Source organism: Wolbachia endosymbiont (group A) of Rhinocyllus conicus (genome assembly GCF_947250775.1).
Classification (GTDB): Bacteria; Pseudomonadota; Alphaproteobacteria; order Rickettsiales; family Anaplasmataceae; genus Wolbachia.
The window spans coordinates 70,777-91,196 of record NZ_OX366349.1; the positions used below are offsets into that span (position 1 = coordinate 70,777).

At 35.8% G+C, this 20,420-nt stretch carries 15 protein-coding genes and 2 tRNA genes; 13 read left to right on the plus strand and 4 right to left on the minus strand.

Annotated features, from left to right (window positions below):
* Nucleotides 1-80: 80 nt before the first annotated feature.
* The 3 genes from OOK92_RS00345 to OOK92_RS00355 all read right to left on the minus strand — a co-directional run bounded on the left by OOK92_RS00345 (nucleotide 81) and on the right by OOK92_RS00355 (nucleotide 2,534).
* Nucleotides 81-1,175, minus strand: coding sequence for a hypothetical protein (locus tag OOK92_RS00345; protein WP_264735899.1), 1,095 nt, complete (start codon nucleotides 1,173-1,175; stop codon nucleotides 81-83).
* A 289-nt stretch (nucleotides 1,176-1,464) separates the two neighbouring features.
* Nucleotides 1,465-1,632 (minus strand): twin-arginine translocase TatA, encoded by a 168-nt coding sequence (gene tatA / locus OOK92_RS00350; RefSeq protein ID WP_006013840.1) that lies wholly within the window; start codon nucleotides 1,630-1,632, stop codon nucleotides 1,465-1,467.
* A 173-nt stretch (nucleotides 1,633-1,805) separates the two neighbouring features.
* The gene (locus tag OOK92_RS00355) at nucleotides 1,806-2,534 is read right to left on the minus strand and encodes an ABC transporter ATP-binding protein (protein ID WP_253309408.1); all 729 of its coding nucleotides are present in this window, start codon (nucleotides 2,532-2,534) and stop codon (nucleotides 1,806-1,808) included.
* 148 nt (nucleotides 2,535-2,682) lie between these two features.
* Between OOK92_RS00355 and OOK92_RS00360 the strand changes: the two genes are divergently transcribed.
* The 13 genes from OOK92_RS00360 to OOK92_RS00420 all read left to right on the plus strand — a co-directional run bounded on the left by OOK92_RS00360 (nucleotide 2,683) and on the right by OOK92_RS00420 (nucleotide 19,435).
* Nucleotides 2,683-2,759, plus strand: a tRNA-Arg gene (locus OOK92_RS00360).
* 774 nt (nucleotides 2,760-3,533) lie between these two features.
* Nucleotides 3,534-3,908 (plus strand): 30S ribosomal protein S12, encoded by a 375-nt coding sequence (gene rpsL / locus OOK92_RS00365; protein WP_006279787.1) that lies wholly within the window; start codon nucleotides 3,534-3,536, stop codon nucleotides 3,906-3,908.
* A 5-nt stretch (nucleotides 3,909-3,913) separates the two neighbouring features.
* A complete protein-coding gene (gene rpsG / locus OOK92_RS00370) occupies nucleotides 3,914-4,393 on the plus strand; it encodes a 30S ribosomal protein S7 (RefSeq protein ID WP_253307294.1) in 480 nt (159 codons plus the stop codon).
* A 21-nt stretch (nucleotides 4,394-4,414) separates the two neighbouring features.
* Complete coding sequence (gene fusA / locus OOK92_RS00375) at nucleotides 4,415-6,487, plus strand: elongation factor G (RefSeq protein WP_253307295.1); 2,073 nt, start codon at nucleotides 4,415-4,417, stop codon at nucleotides 6,485-6,487.
* 11 nt (nucleotides 6,488-6,498) lie between these two features.
* Nucleotides 6,499-7,671, plus strand: a complete 1,173-nt coding sequence (gene tuf, locus OOK92_RS00380) for an elongation factor Tu (protein ID WP_264329094.1) — start codon at nucleotides 6,499-6,501, stop codon at nucleotides 7,669-7,671.
* A gap of 13 nt (nucleotides 7,672-7,684) precedes the next feature.
* Nucleotides 7,685-7,757: transfer RNA gene (locus OOK92_RS00385), tRNA-Trp, on the plus strand.
* Between the two features lie 10 nt (nucleotides 7,758-7,767).
* A complete protein-coding gene (gene secE / locus OOK92_RS00390; RefSeq protein ID WP_064125120.1) occupies nucleotides 7,768-7,977 on the plus strand; it encodes a preprotein translocase subunit SecE in 210 nt (69 codons plus the stop codon).
* Nucleotides 7,967-8,803 carry a transcription termination/antitermination protein NusG gene (nusG, locus tag OOK92_RS00395; RefSeq protein WP_319803929.1) on the plus strand — a complete coding sequence of 279 codons (837 nt, stop codon included), beginning with the start codon at nucleotides 7,967-7,969 and terminating at the stop codon, nucleotides 8,801-8,803. Before secE ends, nusG begins: the two co-directional genes overlap by 11 nt.
* Nucleotides 8,804-8,805: 2 nt before the next feature.
* A complete protein-coding gene (locus tag OOK92_RS00400; protein WP_253307298.1) occupies nucleotides 8,806-9,246 on the plus strand; it encodes a 50S ribosomal protein L11 in 441 nt (146 codons plus the stop codon).
* 4 nt (nucleotides 9,247-9,250) lie between these two features.
* Nucleotides 9,251-9,904 carry a 50S ribosomal protein L1 gene (rplA, locus tag OOK92_RS00405; protein WP_182183217.1) on the plus strand — a complete coding sequence of 218 codons (654 nt, stop codon included), beginning with the start codon at nucleotides 9,251-9,253 and terminating at the stop codon, nucleotides 9,902-9,904.
* A gap of 12 nt (nucleotides 9,905-9,916) precedes the next feature.
* Nucleotides 9,917-10,435: a 50S ribosomal protein L10 gene (gene rplJ, locus OOK92_RS00410; RefSeq protein WP_253307300.1), complete on the plus strand. Its 519-nt coding sequence runs from the start codon at nucleotides 9,917-9,919 to the stop codon at nucleotides 10,433-10,435.
* A 26-nt stretch (nucleotides 10,436-10,461) separates the two neighbouring features.
* Nucleotides 10,462-10,863, plus strand: coding sequence for a 50S ribosomal protein L7/L12 (rplL, locus tag OOK92_RS00415; RefSeq protein WP_264735901.1), 402 nt, complete (start codon nucleotides 10,462-10,464; stop codon nucleotides 10,861-10,863).
* A gap of 58 nt (nucleotides 10,864-10,921) precedes the next feature.
* Complete coding sequence (locus tag OOK92_RS00420; protein ID WP_264735903.1) at nucleotides 10,922-19,435, plus strand: DNA-directed RNA polymerase subunit beta/beta'; 8,514 nt, start codon at nucleotides 10,922-10,924, stop codon at nucleotides 19,433-19,435.
* A gap of 6 nt (nucleotides 19,436-19,441) precedes the next feature.
* Here the strand turns inward: OOK92_RS00420 and dusB are convergent, their stop codons facing one another.
* Entirely contained in the window at nucleotides 19,442-20,404 is a 963-nt protein-coding gene (gene dusB / locus OOK92_RS00425) for a tRNA dihydrouridine synthase DusB (protein WP_264735904.1), read from the minus strand.
* Nucleotides 20,405-20,420: the final 16 nt, after the last annotated feature.

Consider the following 20,420-nt stretch of genomic DNA (forward strand, 5'->3'; position numbering starts at 1 on the left):
TTACAGCATCAATGCAATACAGTTTTCCCTTGCGTGTTTTTTGGGCTACACGCAAGGGTTAAACTACCTATAAAAAAAAGTTATAGTATATCATTAGTATCTGACTGTGAATAATGACTTTCGTCACTTAATGGATCAGAATACAATGAACTCTGTGATAATTCGGTAGATTCACTTTCTTCTTCTGTGCCCCATATCCATGATATAAAACTTCTAAAAATAGATGCAATAGATGAAAATACACCAGGTTCACTCGTTTGTGTAGATTGACTTTCTTCTGTGTTATCATCTAGCTTAGCGGTTTCTTTTTGCACTTCTCTTTTTTCTCTATAGAGTTCTTTGTTATTATATAGTGTATCTCCTTCTGTTTCCTCTTCCTCCACTATATTTGTTTTTTTATCATCTTCATTGCTTTCTCTAAGCTCTAATGCCTTGTTATGAGCTGGATTTTCATATTCTTCAGTTTTATATTCTTTTGTCTGTCCACTATCTATATCTTTTTTATTTTCTTCTTCTACTTGATTCCCGATTAAATTTCCAACTAATTCAGGGTCTAATGAATTCTTCATATTTGTTAATAGCTCATTTTGGAACACATGGCCCAGCTCATGACCTAAAACAAAGTCCATACCGGCAAATTTGTATACTACTATCGCTTTACCATCAGTTGCACCATAAGCATTATCTGCGTCAATGCCAGCTAATTCATTATATTTCTGGTAATCATTCTTGTTGTTAAAAACATTAACTTCTAAATTTAAAGTTGTTTCAGGTTTGTTTACATCAAACAATTTTTTAAAATTTTCATAAGCAACATGAATGTCCTTTTGAATTTGGAATTTCTCTTGTGATGACATGTCATCATACCTTATATTATATTTTATACCTTCATCTTGGAATGAAAATACTTTTGGTAATACTTCCTCTATAGTTTCTGGTGCTTTGTCAAAGATCTTTGACTCTGAAGGCTTATATATCTTATTAAAGAATTTTGGTATACATTGTTCTCTAATGTTATATATATGATTCCCATCCATATCACGAACTTCATAATTGTATACAGGATTTGAGTTATTTTTGATTAATTGAAACTTTTGTCCATTAGTGTTAATACCTATTTTACCATTATAATCTTCAGAATAGTTTTTGTATTGTTGATTGTTATTTTTACTCATTTTCGTACCTCACTATTTAAATAAATTTACTCTTACATTATCAGTATAGTATGTATAAAAATTTATTAATAATAATGATTGTATTTTTAAATTTTCACTACAAGACTTGTTTGTATGCTATATAAAGTGACCGCGAAAATTTCTATAAAGCATTTTAACAATATTAGAAAAATTATGAATTCAGAGGAAGGTGAAGCAGACGCAACAGCTTAAGCGGAAAGATTGAAAAATAATTGATGCTTTAAGTGAGTAACACGCACCTTAGTGCGTGTCACGAAGTATGAGGACGCTAACGATCTGGTTCATTAGACGATAATTTTTCTGAGTCCTTAAGCTCCTGTTTAAGGTTTTTGATGCCTTTTCCTAAATCACCCATAACTTGCGGTAATCTGCCTGCACCAAACAGAACTAAAATTATTATTAAGACTAGAAACAATTGCCATGGTCCTAAACTCATTTTCACCTCCATTTAAAATATTGACCTTTAAATATTAAAACTTGACTGAAGTCAAGTAACACATAGATTATATCACCTTTATTTAATTATAAATCAAGGTTTTTTAATTATTTTATAACAATTCCAAATTAGATTGTTTTCTTGCAGCGAATAAGTGGAAACTTTTCGCTTAACTATAGAGTAGAGGAGAGCTCACTAAAAAACTTTGCTAGCGTATCATCTTTAGGCCTATGGTATATATCGCTAGAAACTCCTGATTGAATAATTTTACCATTTTTCATTACGTAGATAAAATCTGCAACTTTCAATGCTTCTTGCGGGTCATGAGTTACCATTAGCACAGGGATATTTTTACTTCTAAAAAGGGACAATATATGTTGTCTTATTCGGCACTTGAGCAGTATATCCAAATTAGAAAATGGTTCATCTAACAACACAACATCAGGGTTTTGTGCCATCACTCTTGCTATTGCAACTAATTGTTGCTGTCCTCCAGATAAGGCGTTAGGGTACATATTTTCATATTTTTCTATATTGAGTAACTTCAAGATTTCCAATGCAATTAGGTGCTTTTCTCTCTTGGAAGAGCTGCGGATAGCAAAGGTTATATTTTCTACTACTGTTTTGTGAGGAAATAATGCAGAATGCTGAAAAATCAATCCGATATTTCTATGCTCTATAGCGACTGATGCCTTATTGCTTGCAACTAACCTATCATTTATAAAAATAGTTCCAGATTTTGGATTTTCTATCCCTGCAATTAATTTCAAAATTGTTGACTTGCCACAGCCAGAATGCCCCAATAAACATGCAACACTTCCTTTTTTTACTTTAATGTTTATATTGCTTAAAGCAAAGTCGTCTTGATTGTTATAGAAATAACCAATGTTGTTAACTAGCATTAATCTTACTTAAACCATGTTATTAAATATAATAGCATTATACTCAAGAAGTACAGAAATGTTTCTTGTCGTCATAAATTGGTTATGCAAGAAATCTAGAAAAGAGAAGGATTTTTTGCTATAACTTTACATAAATGGTAGGAAACACGGGACTATAGCTCAGCAGGATAGAGCGTTGGACTCCTAATCCGAAGGTCGTGCGTTCGAATCGCACTAGTCCCACCACATTGCTTCACAAATTTCATGGAGATTTTTTTTCACAAATACACACACCTATTCCAGTGTCAAGCACTGGAATGACAAGTTCTTGGCAACCCCTACGTCATACCGCCGCGGTATCTCTTAGCATAGATCCCGCTAACAAGCAGCGGGATGACGAGGTTATCGTCATGCCACCGCGAACCGTCATACCGCCACGAACCGTCATACCGCGATTCATTCGCGGTATCTCTTAGCCGCTAACACGTAGCGGGATACTTGACCTTTACAGGGATGACGGTTGTCGTTTAGTTATAAATATTTAAGAAATTTACCAAATAAAAAAAAAGGCAAAAGAAGCCCCGAGTAGCGAGTTTTGACTCTATATTACTGTAAGTGGCGCTGTAATAATGTGCTAACGCTTAAAATAAGCGCGATTTGGCTGAATGTAGAAAAAATAAAAAAGACATGCAGCCGCTATAATTTTATGTAATCCGCCAAAAAATACCCTAAGTTTTTTACTGAATTTTGTCATTGAGCCTGCAGGTCAAAAACAAGTTTTGAGTCATGAATACCCTTGCTATCATAATAAGGGGGCTGGCGGAGTTTGTCAAGGAAGTTTTTTGTTTCTACTGAATGACAGTTGTGGCTTGGGAGGTAGTGCAAGAAGTCTACTGATGGCTTTCAAAGCAGTTGAGCTTAATTATTAGAGTAGTAATTTTTATTTTTATATTGACTATTGAGGTTTATTATTTTATAACTAAAGACTTAGTTATTTTAATGAGCTTGAGTTTATAACATATGCCTACGATAAATCAATTAATACGTAAGGGTAGATTAGGATTGACCCATAAGAAAAAGGTACCAGCTTTGGGAGAAAGCAACCCTCAAAGGAGGGGTGTTTGCACTAAGGTGTATACTACAACTCCTAGGAAGCCTAACTCAGCACTCCGTAAAGTAGCCAGAGTAAAAATTAGTGGGTATGGTGAAGTGACAGCTTATATACCTGGTGAAGGTCATAATTTACAAGAGCATTCTGTTGTTTTGATACGTGGTGGGCGGGTTAAAGATTTGCCAGGTGTGCGTTATCACATAATAAGAGGTGCCCTTGATCTGCGTGGCGTGCAAAATCGAAAGAAAGCTCGTTCAAAATATGGTGTAAAGAAATCTGGTTAAAATTTATGGCTCGTCGGAATAAAGCAAAAAAAAGAGAAATAAGTCCTGATTCGCGTTATGGCAGTGTTTTGCTGATGCGTTTCATTAATACAATCATGAAATGTGGTAAAAAATCTACTGCAGAAAAGATTATCTATGACGCTTTGTCTTTAGCTGAAAAGAAAATAGGCGAAGGTGGGTTATCAATTTTTGAAACAGCGGTAGGAAATGTTACTCCTTCTATAGAAGTGCGTTCTCGACGCATTGGTGGTGCAACTTATCAAGTGCCTGTTGAAGTTCGACAAGATAGAGCGATTTCTTTAGCGTTAAGGTGGATTGCTAAAGCAACTTCTGCTGCTCGAAAAAAGAGTGGAAAAACCACTGTTGATTGTTTGCAATCTGAAATACTGGATGCTTATAATAAACGCGGTGGTGCGTTTAAGATGTGCGAAGAAAAATATAAAATGGCTGAGGCTAATAAGGCATTTTCTCATCTTCGTTTTTAATGTTAGCTAATTAATTGTGATATGGAAATTGGGATATCTAAATACAGAAATATAGGAATAATGGCTCACATAGATGCTGGTAAGACTACCACAACAGAGCGTATTTTATTTTATACTGGTAAGCAAAATAGAATTGGTGAAGTGCACGATGGGGCAGCTTCTATGGATTGGATGGAGCAGGAAAAAGAGCGTGGTATTACAATCACATCTGCTGCAACAACATGTTTTTGGAATGATCATAGGGTCAATATAATAGACACTCCAGGTCACGTTGATTTCACTATTGAAGTTGAGAGATCTTTAAGGGTTTTGGATGGTGCAGTTGCTGTATTTGATGGAGTTGCTGGAGTTGAACCTCAATCTGAAACAGTTTGGCGTCAAGCTGATAAATATAGCGTTCCTCGTATCTGCTTTGTTAATAAGATGGATAGAATAGGGGCAAATTTTTATCGATGTGTTGATATGATAAAGACGAAGCTTGGTGCAGCACCTTTAGTCATTCAGTTGCCAATAGGAAGTGAGAAAGATTTCAAAGGTATAATTGACCTTATTTCTATGAAAGCCATTATATGGCAAGAAGAAACGTTGGGTGCTAAATTTTCTTATGAAGATATTCCTTCTGATTTGCTTGACAAGGCTCAAGAATATCGAAATCTTTTATTAGATGCTGCAGCTGAGATGGATGATGAAGCGATGAATACTTACTTTGAGTCTAATGATCTGCCAGTAGATTTACTGAAAAAATGCGTGAGAAATGGAACCATCAAAGGAAAATTTGTTCCTGTATTATGTGGATCAGCTTTTAAAAATAAAGGCGTACAACCACTTTTAGATGGTGTGGTTGACTTTTTACCTTCTCCTATTGATGTTGATGTAATTGTTGGAACTGATCCTAAAGATTCAGAAAAGAAAATTGAGATCAAACCTTCAGAAAAAGAGAAATTCGTTGCTCTTGCGTTTAAAGTGATGACGGATAAGTTTGTAGGCAGCTTGACGTTTATTCGTATTTATTCCGGTAAGTTAAAATCCAAATCCGCTGTGTTAAATGCGGGAAAAAATGAGACTGAAGGAATTGGCAGAATGCTGCTTATGCATGCAAATAACAGAGAAGATATAAACGAAGCTAAAGTTGGCGATATAGTTGCCTTAGTTGGATTAAAGAGAACAATTACTGGTGACACTTTATGTTCACCTGATTTTCCTATATTATTAGAGCGTATGGAATTTCCTGAGCCTGTTATTGAAATTGCTGTGGAACCTAAAACTACTTCAGATCAGGAAAAATTAGGTGTTGCTTTAAATAGATTGGTTGCAGAAGATCCTTCTTTAAGAATGTCAGTAAATGCGGAGAGTGGGCAGACTATATTGAAAGGCATGGGTGAGCTGCATCTTGAGATTATTGTTGATAGAATGAAGCGCGAGTTTAACGTTGAAGCTAACGTCGGTGCGCCTCAAGTTGCATATCGTGAAACTATCACTAAATCTGTTGAAATTGATTATACTCATAAAAAACAGTCCGGCGGTGCTGGCCAATTTGCAAAAGTAAAGATTATATTTGAACCTCTTGAGCCTGGTTCTGGGTTTCAATTTGAAAGTAAAATTGTAGGTGGTGCAATTCCAAAAGAATATATTCCTGGTGTACAAAATGGTTTAGAGTTGATAAAAGAAGGAGGCATGATCTCTGGTTTTCCGGTTATTGATTTTAAGGCTACCCTTATTGATGGTGCTTTCCATGAAGTTGATTCTAGTCCTTTAGCTTTTGAACTTGCTGCTAAAGGTGCTTTTAAAGAGATGGCAAACAAAGCTGGTCCAAAAATGTTAGAACCTATAATGAAAGTTGAAATCATTACGCCTGAAGAGTATATGGGCGATATCATGGGCGATGTAAATAGCAGAAGGGGGCAAGTTTCAAGTATGGAAACGCATAATAGTAGCACTATAATTCTTGCTTTCGTACCTCTTGCGAATATGTTTGGTTATATAAATGTTTTGCGTTCTATATCTCAGGGAAGAGCTCAGTATAGTATGCATTTTTCTTATTATGAACAAGTACCACAATATGTGGTTGATGAGTTAAAGTTAAAGTATAATTAAGGGTAATAATTATGACAGCAGTAGTGGAAGCATTTGGAAAGCCGCATGTAAATGTGGGAACAATAGGACATGTGGATCATGGGAAGACAACGTTAACAGCGGCGATAACAAAGCATTATGGAAATTTTGTAGCGTACGATCAGATAGATAAGGCGCCAGAAGAAAGGAAAAGGGGGATAACGATAGCAACAGCGCATGTTGAGTATCAGACGGAAAAAAGGCATTATGCACACGTTGATTGTCCTGGACATGCTGACTATGTAAAGAACATGATAGTAGGTGCAGCACAGATGGATGCGGCGATATTGGTAGTGTCGGGGGTTGATGGGCCAATGCCACAAACGAGAGAGCATATATTGCTAGCGAAGCAGGTAGGTGTTGGATATATCGTGGTGTATATAAATAAAGCTGATGTTGCTGATGCTGATATGATAGATTTGGTAGAAATGGAAGTGAGGGAATTGCTGAATAAATACGGATTTCCAGGGGATGAAGTGCCTGTGGTAGTGGGGTCTGCATTGAAAGCGCTGGAGGATGACAGTAGCGAATATGGAAAGAAATCAATAGATAAATTGATGGAAAAGTTAGATGAGTATGTGGCAGTTCCACCAAGGCCTGTGGATTTACCATTTTTATTGCCAATCGAGGATGTATTTTCGATATCGGGGCGAGGAACGGTGGTAACAGGAAGGATAGAGAAGGGAGAGATAAAGACGGGAGAAGAGATAGAGATAATAGGTCTGAAAGCGACGCAAAAGACGATATGCACAGGTGTAGAAATGTTTAAGAAGTTGCTGGATAAGGGAAGTGCAGGACTCAATGTAGGAATATTGTTAAGAGGAACAAAAAGAGAAGAAGTGGAGAGAGGGCAAGTATTAGCAAAACCGGGGACGATAACGCCGCATAGAAAGTTTAGGGCGGAGGTTTATATATTAAAGAAAGAGGAAGGAGGAAGGCATACACCATTTTTTGCGAATTACCAGCCACAGTTTTATTTAAGGACAACGGATGTAACCGGGAGCATAAAATTGCTAGATGGGAAGGAGATGGTAATGCCAGGAGATAATGTGAGTGTAGAAGTAGAATTGCAAGTACCGATAGCAATGGATAAGGGATTGCGTTTTGCGATAAGAGAAGGCGGTAGAACTGTTGGTTCTGGTGTTGTTTCTGAAATTTTGGAGTGAGAGTTTGAGTTATAGGAGTGTAGCTCAATTGGTAGAGCGCTGGTCTCCAAAACCAGAGGTTGTAGGTTCAATTCCTATCGCTCCTGCATTAATGTTGTGGTGAAAATGTTAAAAAGTTTGTGTGTTTTTTTCTATGATATAAAGCAAGAAATACGAAGAATTGCTTGGGTAAAGAAACAGGAGGTGTTGTCATCTCTATTTGTTGTGATGATTGTTATATTATGCTTTTCGATTTTCTTCTGTTTTGTGGATTTTATGTCTCTTTACGTAATTAAGGCTTTATTTGGAATTATTTATGGAATGTGAATATAAATGGTATATCATTAGAGTTGATTATGGATATGAGCAAAATATACGCGAATTGGTAAGTAATGCTGTTTATTTTAAGGAAGTGTTTATTCCTTATCAAACGGTATGTAATTCAAAGTCTGATATAAAAGAGTTATGTGAAGTGTATGTATATATGCATCTATGTGATGAAAGCAAAGATATTTTGAATCAAACGCCTGGATTCTGCAGTGGCGAATCTGGTGATTTTGAGATGATTTCAGATGATGAGATAAGTTTAAAGTGTAAAGAATTTAATAGATATAAATGGTATATCTTGAGAGTTGCTTCCAATTGTGAAGAGAAAGTGCGCCAACATATATTGGAAAATTCTATGAGATTGGGTGTTAATGATTACTTTAAGGAAGTTTTTATTCCATATGAAGAGCTAAGTGAAGTAGAGTTGAAATCTAAGAAAATTGCTACACGAAGGAAATGCTTTCCTGGTTATGTCTTTTTATACGTGAATTTATGCGATGAAGTATTGAATTTTATCAATAATATACCAAAATCTCTTAAGGTTTATGGATTTTTGAAAAATGGTAATATTCCAAAGGTGATTTTGGATGATGAGATTCACTCAATGTGTAATGCACTTTATAATGCTCAAGAGACAAAGAAGTTAGGTTATGGTTATGAAAAAGGTGAAAAAGTGAAAATTAATGATGGTCTTTTTCAAAATTTTACTGGTGAGGTAAATATGGTAAACGATGAGAAAAAAATTATTAATGTGGAAGTATCAATTTTAGGTAAGCCGACAATAATAGAGCTTGATCTGGCTCAAGTAGAGAAAATAGAGGATTAATTATGAGTGTTATAGTTGCTAAGATTAACTTACTTATGGAAGCTGGGAAAGCAATTCCAGGACCGAAAATTGCTTCAGTACTTGGTCCACGTGGTATACCTGTTCCTAAGTTTTGTGAAGCTTTTAATAAAGTTACTAGCGCTGCTAACGCTAATTATAAAGTAGGCGATTTAGTAACAGTGCGAATTTCCATAAAGGATGATCGCTCTCATGATTTTACTGTCAGCGGTCCACCTGTGGCTTATTTACTTAAGCAGGAGGCTAAGTTAAGTAAAAGTTCTGGTAATCCTGGTAAAGAATTAGTGGCTAAATTACCTATGTCTGCTATAATTAAAGTGGCAAAGTGCAAGATGGTTGATATGAAAGTGGATAATGAAGATTCAGCAGTGAAAATGGTTGTAGGCACTGCAAAATCTATGGGTATAGAAGTTGTGGAAGGTTAGGTAAATGAATACATATAATGATAATCCTAAGCAGTGTTTGAAGAAGATTATTGAGTCTGCTTCAGCAAAATTTAATGAATCAGTTGATATTGCAGTCAATTTAGGCGTAGATTCACGTAAATCTGAAGAGCAGGTGCGTGGTACAGTAGTTTTGCCTAAAGGTATCGGGAAGAATATTAAAGTAGCTGTTTTCGCTCAAGATAAACATTTATTAGAAGCTGAAAAGGCTGGTGCTGATATCGCAGGAGGAGAGGATTTAGTTGAAGAAATAAAAAAGGGTAGAAAATTAGATGTTGATTGGTGCATTACTACTCCTGATTTTATGGCAAAAATCACTCCTATTGCAAAAGTATTGGGTGCTAAAGGGCTGATGCCTAACCCTAAATTTGGTACTGTGACTTCTAACATTGCAGAAGCTATTAAAACCATTAAGTCTGGTCAGATAAAATTTAGAACAGATAAAAATGGTGTTATTCATGGTAAATTAGGAAATATTAAATTTGATATTGATGACTTGCTAGAAAATTTAAAAGCCTTTCTTAAAGTAATTAAAGATAATAAACCTATTTCTGCGAAAGGAATTTACTTTAAGGGTGTTTTTTTAAATTCAACTATGGGTGAAGCTTATAAGATAAGCAAAGTGGAAGATATAATTTAAGGGAGTGATACCGTGAAGCGTAAAAATAAGGATGAATTTATACAGAGCACAATAAACGTATTTGTAAATAATGATTTCTTGATATTAGTAAATTTTAAATCTATAAATGCTAATGATTCATTAACTCTGAGGAATAGCCTGAAGTCTATAGCAGGTGGGGTATTAGTAGTTAAAAACACTCTAGCGCGCTTGGCTTTGGAAAGGACTGGTAAATTTTCTTATTTATCAGGCAAATTTTCTGGTTCTGTTGCTATTATATACTCTAGTGGCATAGTAGAAGCTGCAAAGTTAATAGTTGATTTTATTAATGCTAACAAAGAAAAAATGTCTGTGATTTGCGCGGCTCATATAAATGAATTGTTAACAGTGGAAGATGTTAATAAACTGGCTAAGTTGCCTTCTTTGGATGAGTTGCGTGTTAAAATTATGCGTTTAATATCTTATGATATTCCTGCTCGATTGGCGTTGTCTATTAATTCATCTTCTATGAGGCTTATGAGAGTTTTGGATTATTATAGTTCTAAAAAATAAATTTGTTGTTAAGTAAGGTGGTAATTATGAGTAATGTAACAAGTGATTTGGTTGATAAAATATTATCTTTAAACCTATTAGAGGCTTCTGAACTTGTAAAAGTTCTAGAAGAGAAAATAGGGTTGCCTGCTGGTTCTTTTCTTGGTGGGGCTGTTGGTGCTGGGGCGCCTATTAGTGATAATGCTGCTGCTCCTGCTGCTCAAGAAAAAGCTGAGTATAAAGTTGTGATTAAAGAAATTGATGCGAGTAAAAAAATAGGAGTTATTAAAGCTGTGAGAGAAGTTAATTCTACATTGGGTTTAAAAGAAGCAAAAGAGTTGGTTGAATCTTTACCTAAAGATTTAACTGCTAATGTTCCTAAAGACAAAGCAGAAAAAATCAAGCAAAAACTTATTGAAGCAGGAGCAACTAAAGTGGAGCTTGAATAATATTTAATGTATTAATTTTATATTGATATAGCTCTTTTAATTAGTTTGGGGTATTTTAATGGTTGATTCTTCTTATATGTACGCTTCTGGTGCTTTTGTCCCTAGAGTTTCTTATTCTAGGTCGATTGATTTAAAAGGTTCTTTATTGGATTTGGTTAAGGTTCAAAAAGAATCGTATGATTCATTTGCTCCTAAGAATAAGGGTAATGAAAGACTTGAAGTTATCTTTCATACAATCTTTCCAATAAATGATCCTTTGCGTAGGGCTACTATTGAGTTTATAAGTTGTAGGGTAGATGATCCTAAGTATGATGAATCTGAGTGTATAAAGCGTGGTGTAACTTTTTCTGCTCAGGTTATTGCTTCTATACGTCTTGTTGTTATGCAGGATGGTATTTCTCTTGATGAATATAAATCGATTAAAGAGAGTGGAGATCATTCTAAACTTGCAACCGTTGTAAAATCTATAGAAGAGCAGGAAGTCCACTTTTGTGGGTTGCCTATGATGACTGATAAGGGCACTTTCATCATTAATGGTGTAGAAAAAGTTATTGTCTCACAAATGCATAGGTCTCCTGGTGTATTTTTTGATAGCGATAAGGGAAAAACTTACAATTCTGGTAAATTGATCTATTCTGCTAGAATTATTCCTTATAGGGGTTCTTGGCTTGATATTGAATTTGATGTTAAAGACCATTTGTATTTTCGTGTTGATAGAAAAAGAAAATTGCCAATCTCAGTTTTGTTAAAGGCGTTAGGTCTATCAAATAATGATATACTCGATAGATTTTATGAGAAAATAAAGTATGTAAAACATAAAGATGGTTGGAAAGTGCCTTTTGTTCCTGATAAATTTAAAGGAGTGAGGTTGCCTTTCGACTTAATGGATATTGAAGGTAATGTGCTGCTTAAAGCTAACGTTCGTATCACCTCAAGACTAGCTAAAAAGCTATATGATAATGAATTGAAAGAGTATCTGGTTCCTTTTAATTCTATATGTGGTTTATTCCTCGCAGAAGATTTAATGGATAGTGCTAGCTCTACGAAAATTTTATCTGCTGGTGAATCTATAAAGCTGGAAGACATAAAGAAGCTTGAGTTATTGTCTGTGGATGAAATATCAGTATTGAACATAGATAATGTATCTGTTGGACCTTATATATTAAATACGCTTTTCTTAGACGAAAACATGTCTTATCAGGATGCGCTATATGAAATATATAGAGTTTTGCGTCCTGGTGAAGTTCCTGTTTTAGAGATAGTAGAGGAGTTTTTCCGTAATCTTTTCTTCAGTCCGGAATATTATGATTTGTCTAACATTGGTAGGTTGAAGCTTAACTCTTACCTTGGGTTAAATTATGATGAGGATTTAACTGTTTTAACGTATGAAGATATTATTGAAATTGTAAAAAAAATAGTATTGTTACGTGACGGTCAAGGATCTGTAGATGATATTGATCATTTAGGAAACAGAAGAGTAAGATCAGTTGGAGAGTTTATAGAAAATCAATTTAGAACTGGGTTGTTGAAATTGGAACGCGCAATAGTTGATTCTATGTCCACTTCTAGTTTAGATAAAGTTTCTCCATCTGATTTTATTAATCCAAAAGTGTTAACTAATGTCTTAAGAGATTTCTTCAATTCTTCTCAATTATCTCAATTTATGGATCAGACTAATCCGTTATCTGAAATAACACATAAAAGAAGGTTGTCCGCGTTAGGTCCTGGCGGTTTAACAAGAGAACGGGCAGGATTTGAAGTGCGTGATGTTCATCCAACTCATTATGGAAGAATTTGCCCTATTGAGACTCCTGAAGGGCAAAATATAGGGTTAATCAACAGTTTAGCTATATACGCGCGTATTAATAAATATGGTTTCATTGAAAGTCCTTATAGAAAAGTAGTTAATAGGGTTGTTACTGATCAAATTGAGTATCTGTCTGCCATAGATGAAGGTTTATATTATATAGCTGATACCAGCGCAAAGCTCGATGAAAATAATTGCTTTGTTGATGATATGCTATACTGTAGATATGCTAGTAGTTTCATTATGGTAAGTAGTGATCAGGTGAGTTACATTGACGTATCTCCTAAGCAGGTAATATCAGTTGCGGCTTCCTTGATTCCATTTTTAGAAAATGATGATGCTAATAGAGCATTAATGGGCTCAAATATGCAACGTCAGGCCGTACCTTTATTGAAGCCTACCGCTCCTCTGGTTGCTACTGGTATGGAGTCTTTTGTAGCTTCTGGCTCTGGTGCTGTAGTTTTAGCAAAACGCGATGGCATAGTTGATAGTTCTGATAGTAACTCTATAGTTATACGTGCTTTTGATAAAGAAAGGGTTAACTACTTGGACGTAGATATTTATCATCTAAGGAAATTTCAGCGTTCTAACCATAATACTTGTATTAATCAAAGACCGCTAGTGTGCGTAGGTGATTATGTTAAAAAGGGTGATGTAATAGCTGATGGTCCTGCAATTAACAGTGGTGAGTTGGCGCTTGGTAAAAATTTGCTAGTCGCTTTTATGTCTTGGCAAGGTTATAATTTTGAAGACTCTATTATTATTTCTAGTGAAGTTGTTAAAAAAGATCTCTTTACTTCTATTCATATAGAAGAATTTGACTGTGTTGTACATGATACCCCTTTAGGATCAGAAAAAATAACTCGTGCTATACCTGGTGTTAATGAAGAAAATCTATATCACTTAGATGATAGTGGTATAGTGAAAATTGGTACAAGAGTTGGTCCAGGCTATATTCTGGTAGGTAAAGTTACACCTAAACCTTCTCTTTCATTGCCTCCTGAAACGAAGTTATTAATGACAATTTTTGGTGAAAAGTCATTCGATTGTGCGGATTCCTCTTTATATACATCTCCAGATGTTGAAGGGACAGTAATTGATGTACAAGTCTTTACACGCAGAGGGGTTGAAGAAAATGAAAGGGCATTACTCATCAAACAAAAAGAGGTAAATGACTTTGAGGAAGAGCGAGATTATATAATCAATGTTACTAGTGAATATTTCTATGATGAACTGAAGAAACTTCTTATTAATTCTGGTTCTCAAGATCGAGAAAAATTTGACTCTATTGAACGTGAGCAATGGTGGGGTATAGGATTAAAAAACCAATCCATTTCTGAGCAAGTTAAGAGCTTAAAAAAAGATTTTGATGAAAAAGTATCACATGCAATAGCGCAGTTTAAGCGAAAAGTAGAAAAATTACATGAAGGTTATGACCTGCCTCAAGGTGTGTCGATGTCAGTAAAAGTTTTCATTGCTGTGAAACATAGTCTGCAACCAGGGGATAAAATGGCTGGTAGACATGGGAATAAAGGTGTGATCTCTCGAGTTGTGCCAGTGGAAGATATGCCTTATTTGGAAGATGGTACTCCTGTTGATATTATTCTTAACCCTCTTGGTGTTCCTTCACGAATGAATGTAGGGCAAATACTGGAAACGCATGTAGGTTGGGCTTGTAGAAAATTAGGGGAAAGGGTAAGTAATATTCTCGATGAGATCAATAAAATCAAAAGTGCTTTTTGCAAGGGAATTAGGTCCCTTAACGATGATAATTTTACACAATTTGCAGTAGCATACCTTGACAATAAAAAAATTGAAAATATTGATGATGATGAAATAATGGCTTCTGTTTTAAATACACCTAATAAAAATGCACTAAATGACGAGTTGAATGCGTTAGTAGAGAACTATTTGAACTCTTGTAAAAGTTCATACAGCAATTTACGTAATTTCCTGATTGAGGTTTATAGCTATGGTAGTAACGTATCTATCTGTAATGATATTCGTAATATTAGTGATAATAATCTCATTGAATTTGCACGTAAATTACGTGATGGCGTTCCTGTTGCTGCACCTGTATTTGAGGGTCCAAAAGATGAACAAATAGCAAAATTATTTGAACTTGCTGGTTTGGATAACTCTGGACAAGCTGTATTATATGACGGTTGCAGTGGTGAAAAATTCGACCGCAAGGTTACAGTTGGTTACATGTACATGCTTAAGTTGCACCACTTGGTTGATGGTAAAATTCATGCGCGTTCAGTAGGGCCTTATAGTTTGGTTACTCAACAACCTCTAGGAGGAAAATCTCATTTTGGTGGTCAGCGTTTTGGTGAAATGGAATGTTGGGCATTACAAGCCTATGGTGCTGCTTATACTTTGCAGGAAATGTTAACTGTGAAGTCTGATGATATTAATGGTAGAGTTAAGATTTACGAATCGATAATAAAAGGTGACAGTAATTTTGAATGTGGAATTCCTGAATCCTTTAATGTGATGATAAAAGAACTACGTTCTTTATGTTTAAATGTAGATTTAAAGCAAAATGATGTAGTGATTGAAGATATATCTCACACTAACATTGCACAACCTTTTAATGAGGTTAGCATATCGATTGCTAGCCCTGAAAGTATTAAGCGTATATCTTGTGGTGAGATAGAAGATGTTTCAACTGCAAATTATCGTACGTTCAAAGTTGAGAAAGGTGGATTATTTTGCCCTAAGGTTTTTGGCCCTGTCAATGACGATGAATGTTTATGTGGAAAATACAAAAAAAGAAGACACAGAGGTCGCATATGTGAAAAATGCGGAGTAGAAGTTACATCTTCTAAAGTAAGAAGAGAAAGGATGGGTCATATAGAGCTTGCATCTCCTGTTGCTCATATATGGTTTTTGAAATCGCTTCCTTCAAGAATTGGAGCATTATTGGATATGTCTCTCAGAGATATTGAGAATATTTTATATAGCGATAATTATATCGTGATAGATCCTCTTGTTTCGCCTTTTGAAAAAGGTGAGATTATTAGTGAAAAAGCTTATAATGAAGCTAAAGATAGCTATGGGATCGATAGTTTTGTAGCTATGCAAGGTGTTGAAGCTATAAGAGAGTTGCTAACGCGCCTTGATTTACATGAAATTAGGAAGGATTTAAGACTAGAATTAGAGTCTGTTGCTTCTGAGATAAGAAGAAAGAAAATTATAAAGAGATTGCGTATTATTGAAAACTTCATTAAATCTGGAAATAGGCCTGAGTGGATGATACTTACAACTATACCTATTTTACCACCTGATTTGCGTCCTTTGGTATCGCTTGAAAGTGGTCGTCCTGCAGTTTCTGATCTGAATCATCATTATAGGACTATTATTAATAGAAATAACAGGTTGAGGAAATTGTTGAGCTTAAATCCTCCTGAGATTATGATTCGTAATGAAAAAAGGATGTTACAAGAAGCAGTTGATTCTCTTTTTGATAATAGTCGTCGTAATACTTTGGTAAACAAAGCTGGTGCTGTTGGATATAAAAAGTCCATTAGTGATATGTTAAAAGGAAAACAGGGTCGTTTTCGCCAGAACCTCTTAGGAAAAAGGGTAGACTACTCTGGACGTTCTGTAATAGTTGTTGGTCCAACTTTGAAACTAAATCAGTGTGGATTACCAAAAAGAATGGCTCTTGAACTATTCAAACCTTTTGTTTACTCAAAGCTTAAGATGTATGGTATGGCTCCAACTATTAAGTTTGCTAGTAAGTTGATAAGAGCAGAAAAACCAGAAGTTTGGGATATGCTTGAAGAGGTAATAAAAGAGCATCCTGTTTTGTTGAATAGAGCGCCTACGCTACATAGACTTGGTATTCAGGCTTTTGAGCCAATCCTTATTGAAGGCAAAGCAATACAGCTTCATCCGCTTGTCTGTACGGCGTTTAATGCTGATTTTGATGGTGACCAAATGGCAGTGCATGTGCCAATTTCATTGGAAGCTCAGCTTGAAGCTAGGGTGTTGATGATGTCCACTAATAACGTTTTAAGTCCTTCTAATGGCAGACCGATTATAGTTCCTAGTAAAGATATAGTACTTGGTATATATTATCTGACTTTACAAGAACCTAAGGAAGATAATTTACCATCTTTTGGTGCTTTTTGTGAAGTTGAGCATTCTTTGAGTGATGGTACTTTACATATTCATTCTAGTATAAAGTATAGGATGGAGTATATTAATAGCAGCGGTGAAACTCACTATAAAACTGTTTGTACAACTCCTGGCCGTTTAATATTATGGCAAATTTTTCCTAAGCATGAGAATCTAGGCTTCGATCTAATAAATCAGATATTAACAGTCAAGGAAATAACTGGTATAGTTGATTTAGTATATCGTAACTGTGGTCAAAGTGCTACAGTGGCATTTTCTGATAAATTAATGGTACTTGGCTTTGAGTATGCCACATTTTCTGGTGTTTCTTTTGGTCGTTGTGATCTGGTTATACCTGAAACTAAAGCTACACATGTTGATCACGCGAGGGGTGAAATTAAGAAATTCTCTATGCAATATCAAGATGGGCTAATAACTAGAAGTGAGAGGTATAACAAGGTTATAGATGAATGGTCTAAGTGTACGGATATGATAGCTAATGATATGTTAAAAGCAATATCTATATATGATGGAAATAGTAAGTACAACTCAGTGTATATGATGGTTAACTCTGGTGCAAGGGGTTCTACTTCACAGATGAAACAGCTAGCAGGAATGCGAGGGCTCATGACCAAACCTTCTGGTGAGATTATAGAAACACCTATAATTTCTAATTTCCGTGAAGGATTGAACGTATTTGAATACTTTAATTCTACTCACGGTGCGCGTAAAGGTTTAGCTGACACTGCGCTTAAAACTGCAAACTCTGGATACTTAACTCGTCGTTTAGTTGATGTGTCTCAAAATTGCATAGTTACAAAGCATGACTGTAAAACAAAAAATGGTCTTGTTGTGAGAGCTACAGTTGAAGGAAGTACTATAGTTGCATCTCTAGAGAGTGTTGTGCTGGGTAGAACATCTGCAAATGGTATATATAACCCAGTGACAAAAGAATTATTAGTAAAAGCAGGGGAATTAATTGATGAGGATAAAGTAAAGCAAATCAGCATTGCAGGTCTTGATGCTGTAAAAATTAGATCGCCTTTAACTTGTGAAATAAGTCCTGGTGTGTGTTCTTTGTGTTATGGAAGAGACCTTGCAACTGGTAAAATTGTTTCAATAGGTGAAGCAGTTGGTGTTATAGCTGCTCAATCTGTTGGAGAGCCAGGTACTCAGTTAACGATGCGTACTTTCCATATAGGTGGGGTAATGACTAGAGGCGTTGAATCCTCAAATATTATAGCTTCTATTAGTGCTAAAATAAAGTTAAACAATAGTAATATAATTATAGATAGAAACGGAAATAAAATTGTGATAAGCCGTTCCTGTGAAGTCGTGTTGGTTGATAGCCTTGGTAGTGAGAAGTTGAAGCATAGTGTACCTTACGGTGCTAAACTTTATGTGGATGAGAGTGGGTCAGTAAAAATTGGCGATAAAGTTGCGGAATGGGATCCTTATACATTGCCTATTATCACGGAGAAGACTGGTACAGTGTCTTATCAGGACTTAAAAGATGGAATTTCGATCACTGAAGTGATGGATGAATCTACAGGAATATCAAGCAAAGTAGTAAAAGACTGGAAATTGCATTCTGGTGGAGCTAGTTTACGTCCTCGTATTGTGCTGCTTGACGATAATGGTGAAGTAATGACACTCGCAAGTGGCGTTGAAGCATGTTATTTTATACCAATTGGTGCAGTGCTCAATGTACAAAATGGCCAGAAGGTTCATGCAGGTGATGTTATTACAAGAACACCAAGAGAGTCAGTTAAAACTCGTGATATTACTGGTGGTTTACCGAGGGTTATAGAGTTATTTGAAGCACGTCGTCCTAAAGAGCATGCTATTGTTAGTGAGATAGATGGCTATGTAGCGTTTTCTGAAAAAGACCGTAGAGGAAAACGCAGTATATTAATTAAACCTGTAGATGAACAAATTTCTCCGGTTGAATATTTGGTATCAAGAAGTAAGCATGTAATAGTCAATGAAGGTGATTTTGTACGTAAAGGTGATCTATTGATGGATGGTGACCCTGATCTCCATGATATTTTACGTGTGCTTGGGTTAGAAGCTTTAGCGCACTATATGATTTCTGAAATACAGCAAGTTTATAGATTGCAGGGTGTTCGTATAGACAACAAGCATTTAGAGGTGATCTCAAAACAAATGCTACAAAAAGTGGAAATTACTGATCCTGGTGATACTATGTACTTGGTTGGCGAAAGCATTGACAAGCTGGAAGTTGATAGGGAAAATGATGCTATGAGTAACTCTGGCAAACGGCCTGCTCATTATCTTCCTATTCTGCAGGGGATTACTAGGGCAAGTCTTGAAACTAGCTCCTTTATTTCTGCTGCTTCTTTCCAAGAGACAACAAAAGTACTTACAGAAGCAGCATTCTGCGGGAAGAGTGATCCTTTAAGTGGATTAAAAGAAAATGTTATAGTAGGAAGATTAATTCCTGCTGGTACAGGTTTGATTATGAATAAGATCAGAGCACTTTCACTTTGTGATAATATAGATAAATATGAAAAATACTTTGATATTGAAACTTATGACGAGAAATGGTTTATGGATAATAATTGTCATTTACACTCTGGTGAGGAAGAGAGCGTAGTGGCATATGATCAGTCGAATTGAGTACAGCTAGTGTGTCTCTTGACCAAAAAAGCCAATAATATTTTCTTTCACTTCTGTGCTATCTGTCATGTTATTTACTCTCATGCGAAATTCAGATGAGCTTTGAAGCCCGCTACTGTACCAACCTATGTGTTTGCGGGCCATCTTTATTCCTGTGTTATTTCCATAGTACTCAAGAATATTGTCGTAATGCTCGAGTATGATGCTTAATCTCTCTGAAGCTGTTGGCTCAGAAGTTTCACTTCCACTGAGAAAGTTCATTGCTTGATTAATCAGCCAAGGTTTACCGTAGGCACCACGACCTATCATCACTCCGTCTGCTCCAGATTCTTTGAGAGCATTCTGAATATCATTTAAATTTTTAATATCGCCATTTACTATAACTGGAATTTTCACTTGCTCCTTAACATTTCTAACGAATTTCCAATCTGCTTGGCCGTTATAGAGCTGTGCCCTCGTTCTTCCATGCACAGTGATCATTTTTGCTCCTAAGTCTTCGGCAATTTTCGCAAGCCTCGGTGCATTGCGATTTTCATCGTTCCATCCAGTGCGCATTTTCACCGTAACTGGCACATTCACTGCTTTGACCACGGCCTCAATTATCTCAGCGGCTTTTTTCTCATCACGCATTAGCGCTGATCCTGCATAACCGTTTACAACTTTTTTAACAGGACAACCGAAATTTATATCTATTATTTTTGCACCCATATCCTCGTTGAGCTTTGCAGCCTCTGCCATTACATCCGGCTCGCATCCAGCAAGCTGCACAGCAGTTAATTCATCGACTTTTGCTTTTTGCAGACTCTGACGAGTTTGCATAATCATAGCTCTGCTTGCAATCATCTCTGAAACTAACAAACTTGCACCTAGCTTCTTTACAATACTTCTAAACGGATAATCAGTTACCCCTGACATTGGAGCTAAAATAACTGAAGAATCAATCGTCAAACTTCCTATTTGGAGGGGCATAAGGTTAATGGTAATC